4 protein-coding genes are annotated in these 4,053 nt (G+C 61.2%); 1 reads left to right on the plus strand and 3 read right to left on the minus strand.

The features are described from left to right. Positions 1–86 precede the first annotated feature (86 nt). Complete coding sequence (locus V7787_RS52360) at positions 87–887, minus strand: cytochrome c (protein ID WP_336095389.1); 801 nt, start codon at positions 885–887, stop codon at positions 87–89. Between the two features lie 529 nt (positions 888–1,416). Here V7787_RS52360 and V7787_RS52365 point away from each other — a divergent pair. Next, positions 1,417–2,151, plus strand: coding sequence for an amidotransferase (locus V7787_RS52365; RefSeq protein WP_198748255.1), 735 nt, complete (start codon positions 1,417–1,419; stop codon positions 2,149–2,151). Positions 2,152–2,252: 101 nt separating this feature from the next. Here the strand turns inward: V7787_RS52365 and V7787_RS52370 are convergent, their stop codons facing one another. Then, complete coding sequence (locus V7787_RS52370) at positions 2,253–3,224, minus strand: magnesium and cobalt transport protein CorA (protein WP_010952874.1); 972 nt, start codon at positions 3,222–3,224, stop codon at positions 2,253–2,255. A gap of 68 nt (positions 3,225–3,292) precedes the next feature. Next, a complete protein-coding gene (locus V7787_RS52375; RefSeq protein WP_104887204.1) occupies positions 3,293–4,006 on the minus strand; it encodes a lysophospholipid acyltransferase family protein in 714 nt (237 codons plus the stop codon). Positions 4,007–4,053: the final 47 nt, after the last annotated feature.

Consider the following 4,053-nt stretch of genomic DNA (forward strand, 5'->3'; position numbering starts at 1 on the left):
GGTGAACCCGCTCCTACGACGGTCTGTGTCCGCCCCAGGTGTGTGTCCATCATCTTGTAGGAGCGGGTTTACCCGCGAAGAGGCCCTCAAGGCTTACGCGTTGCCATGTGCCCCAAATAGGCCAACAGCGCATCCAGTTCCTGTTCACTCAACACACTTTCGGCAAACCCCGGCATCTTCGCCTGCGGCCAGTGCCGCAGGCTTTGCGGGTCGCGTATCAACTTGCGTAAATAAACCGGCTGAAAATACTCGGTCGGGTTATACGGCACATTCAAGTCCGGCCCCACCTGCCCATCCCCCGCACCGTTCAACCGGTGGCACACCAGGCAATTCTGCTGGAACAGGGCAAAGCCCTGACGCACCGGGCTGTCGGCCGGCAGCTTCGGGTCGGGCAGCAGCGCAGGAAACCGCTGGTCCGCCGGGGCCAGCTTGCGAAGGGTGGCAATCTGGAATGGCCACTGTTCAGGGCGGATGCCGCTGGCCTGCGGCGCAGTCCACACTAGGTAGAACGGCCCGGCACTTGGCTTGCCTTGACCCAGTGGCGGCCACGGCTTGCCTGGGTCTTCCACGGCCAGCCAGGCCCGTGCTGGCCCTGGCTGCAGCAATGCCGCAGCGGGCATTTCGGCGGCAAAGCCATCCAGCGCCACGGCCTGCAGGTGATCGCGGGCGCTCACACCTTCCAGCAGCGTGGCCAGCGGCACCGCCCGATAGTGCATGGGGCGTTTGTAGGATACGTCCTGCTCGATACTGATGTCCTGGGCCTCAGGGTGGCCAAGCAGTTCGGCGCTGCTCCACTGGCGCGGCGTCGCGCCCAGTTCAAGGTGCAGTTGCGCCGCCGACAATGGCAGGCTCAGGAGCAACGCTAGCAGGGCAAGGCAGTGGCGCATAGGCAATCTCCGACCATCAAGGCCAGCAGGTTACCTGTGCGTTGCCCGTTGGCGCCACCGCTGCCGTCAGCCAAACAAACGTGTCAGGTTCGGCAAGATCAATAGCAACGTGGTGGCAAATAAAATGAGCCCGGCTTGGCGAATTTTCGATTGTCTGAACATGGCGGACCGCCTTCTTGTTGTTATTCCTGAATACCCGTTGGCTTCCTTGTCGTCGCGCTTCGGGTCGATCGCAGTGGCGTTGCATGGCGCCGGACTGCTTGCCTCTTGAAAGTGGATATACCTTCAACAGTAGGGTGTGCGTTATCCATATTTGAGAACCCTTTGTTCTAACCGTGCACTAAAACCATTCCTCTGGCTATGAGGCCAAGTGCTATCTAGCTGGCACGCTCTATCTAGACAGTGGCGCAACTACCCGGCACGCGCCGACGAAATGTGACCGTTCGTCAGTGCAGCCTACTTGCTTGTACGTGCCTTTCGCGGCAGTCTCTACAGCAGATTCCCACCCATGTCGTTCAGGACTACCCCTATGTCGTTACGCATCTGCATCCTTGAAACCGATGTCCTGCGACCGGAGTTGACGGCGCAATATCAGGGCTACGGCAGGATGTTCGAGCAGCTCTTCTCGCGTCAGCCGATTGCCGCCGAATTTTGTGTGTACAACGTGATGCACGGCGACTATCCCGCCGACAGTGAAAAGTTCGATGCCTACCTTGTGACGGGCAGCAAGGCCGATTCGTTCGGTACCGACCCGTGGATCCAGACGCTAAAGGCCTACCTGCTCAAGCTGTACGAGCGCGGTGAAAAGCTGCTGGGCGTGTGTTTTGGCCACCAGTTGCTGGCCTTGACCCTGGGTGGCAAGGCCGAGCGGGCTGAGCAAGGCTGGGGCGTGGGTATTCATCGCTACTCGTTGGCGGCGCATGCGCCGTGGATGGACCCGGAGGTGTCGGAGCTGACCTTGCTGATCAGTCACCAGGACCAGGTGACCGAACTGCCGGAAGGCGCTACGGTGATCGCCTCCAGCGATTTCTGCCCGAATGCGGCGTACCACATTCGCGACCAGGTGCTGTGCTTCCAGGGCCACCCGGAATTCGTGCATGACTACTCCCGCGCACTGCTCGATGCGCGCCAGGAATACCTGGGTGACGAGGTGTACCACAAGGCCGTCGCCAGCCTGGCCACCGAGCACCAGGGTGATTTGGTAGGGGAGTGGATGTTGCGCTTTATCCAGCAGCCGCCAAAGGCCGGCGACAGCGCCGCGTAATCGGTGGCAACCCTTCGCGGGCACGCCCGCTCCCACAGGTGATGCACAATTTCCAGCATTGTGTGCGACCTGTGGGAGCGGGCGCGCCCGCGAAGAGGCCATCAAAGCCAACCCGATTTCTTGAAGCTGGCATACAACCCGGCACACCCCGTCGCAATCACCCCCAGTACCGCGAAGTAACCGTAGTGCCAACTCAGCTCCGGCATGTTCTGGAAGTTCATCCCGTAAACCCCGGCAATCGCCGTAGGGAATGCCAGAATCGCCGCCCAGGCCGCGAATTTGCGCTGCACGATGCTTTGCCGTGACGACTCCAGCAGCATGCCGATCTCGATCGTCTGGCTGGCAATGTCGCGTATACCGGCCAAGTCCTCCATCTGCCGCGTCACGTGAATCTGCACATCACGAAAGTACGGGCGCATGTTCTTGTCGATGAACGGGAAGCTCAGGCGCTGCAGTTCTTCGCTCACTTCAACCAGGGGTGCCACGTAGCGGCGCAGGCGCAGGATGTCTCGGCGCAGGCTGTGCAGGCGGCGGATGTCGTCTTCCCGCAGCGAGCCGCCCAGTACGCTTTCCTCCAGCGCTTCGATCTCGCCATGAATGGCCTCGCTGACCGGTTGGTAGTTCTCGGTGACGAAGTCGAGCAGGGCGTACAGCACGAAGTCTTCGCCATGTTCCAGCAGCAGGGGCCGAGCCTCGCAGCGCTGGCGGACCATGGCGTAGGATTTGGAGTGGCCGTTGCGGCAGGTGATGATGTAGCCGTTGCCCGCGAAGATATGGGTTTCGATGAATTCCAGCTTGCCTTCGTGGCGCACTGGCGAATAGGTGACGATGAACAACGCGTCACCGAAGGTTTCCAGCTTGGGCCGGCTGTGTTTTTCCAGGGCATCTTCGATGGCCAGTTCGTGCAGGTTGAACTGCGACTGCAGGTTGGCCAGCTCTTCGGCATTGGGCTCTTCCAGGCCGATCCACACGAAATGCCCCGGCTTGCGCGCCCACTCGCTGCCTTCGTCGATGCTGATGTTGGTGACCTTTCTGCCGGCGCTGTACACCGCCGATGCCACGACTCGACCCATGGTTGTCCGCTTATTCGTTTGAACACGGATACAGCTTGGGCTGTACCCGGCTCCAGAGCAACCCCGGATCAGGCCAGTTCTTTTTCCATGCGGTCAATGCACTGCTGCATTTGCCCACGGCATTGCTCGATCAGCGCTGGCAGGTCCTGCAGCGTCATGCCCGTCGTGGCAATGGGCGGCAGCGAGCGCACGATTACCGTGCGCTGGCGCCAGCTGTTCAGGCTCAGGCGCCTGGCATAGCGGCTGACGCAGACCGGCACGATCGGCACACCGGCCTCGATGGCCATGTGAAATGCGCCTTTCTTGAAGGCCAGCAGATGCTCGCCGGGATTGCGGGTGCCTTCGGGGAAAATCCAGATCGAGGTGTCGTCCTGCAGAACCCGGGTGGTCTTCTGTATGGCCCTGCGCGCCTGATAAGCATTCTTGCGGTCGACCAGCACGTTGCCGCCCAGCCAGAACAGTTGGCCGAACAGCGGGATCCAGCCCAGGCTCTTCTTGCCGATGGCGACGGTGCGCTGCGGCACCACTTGGCCCAGCACGAACAGATCGAAGTTGGACTGGTGGTTGGCCACGATCACGCAGCCGGGCGGGTGGTCCCACAATGGGCCGACTTCGGCCTTGACCTTGATGCGCATCAGCCAGGTGGCCGGCAAGCTGTAGAGCCGGGCGAAAACGCGGCTGTTGTCAGGGTTGAAGGGGCGGCACAGGCCAATGAGCAGGCCCACGGTGCCAACGGCAAGAAAATGCAGCCCCAGCAGGAACATACGCAATGAATAAAGCATGGTACGACTCACACCAGACGGTCGCGGTGCAGTGTACGGGTGTGCAC

The organism is Pseudomonas sp. CGJS7 (genome assembly GCF_036961695.1).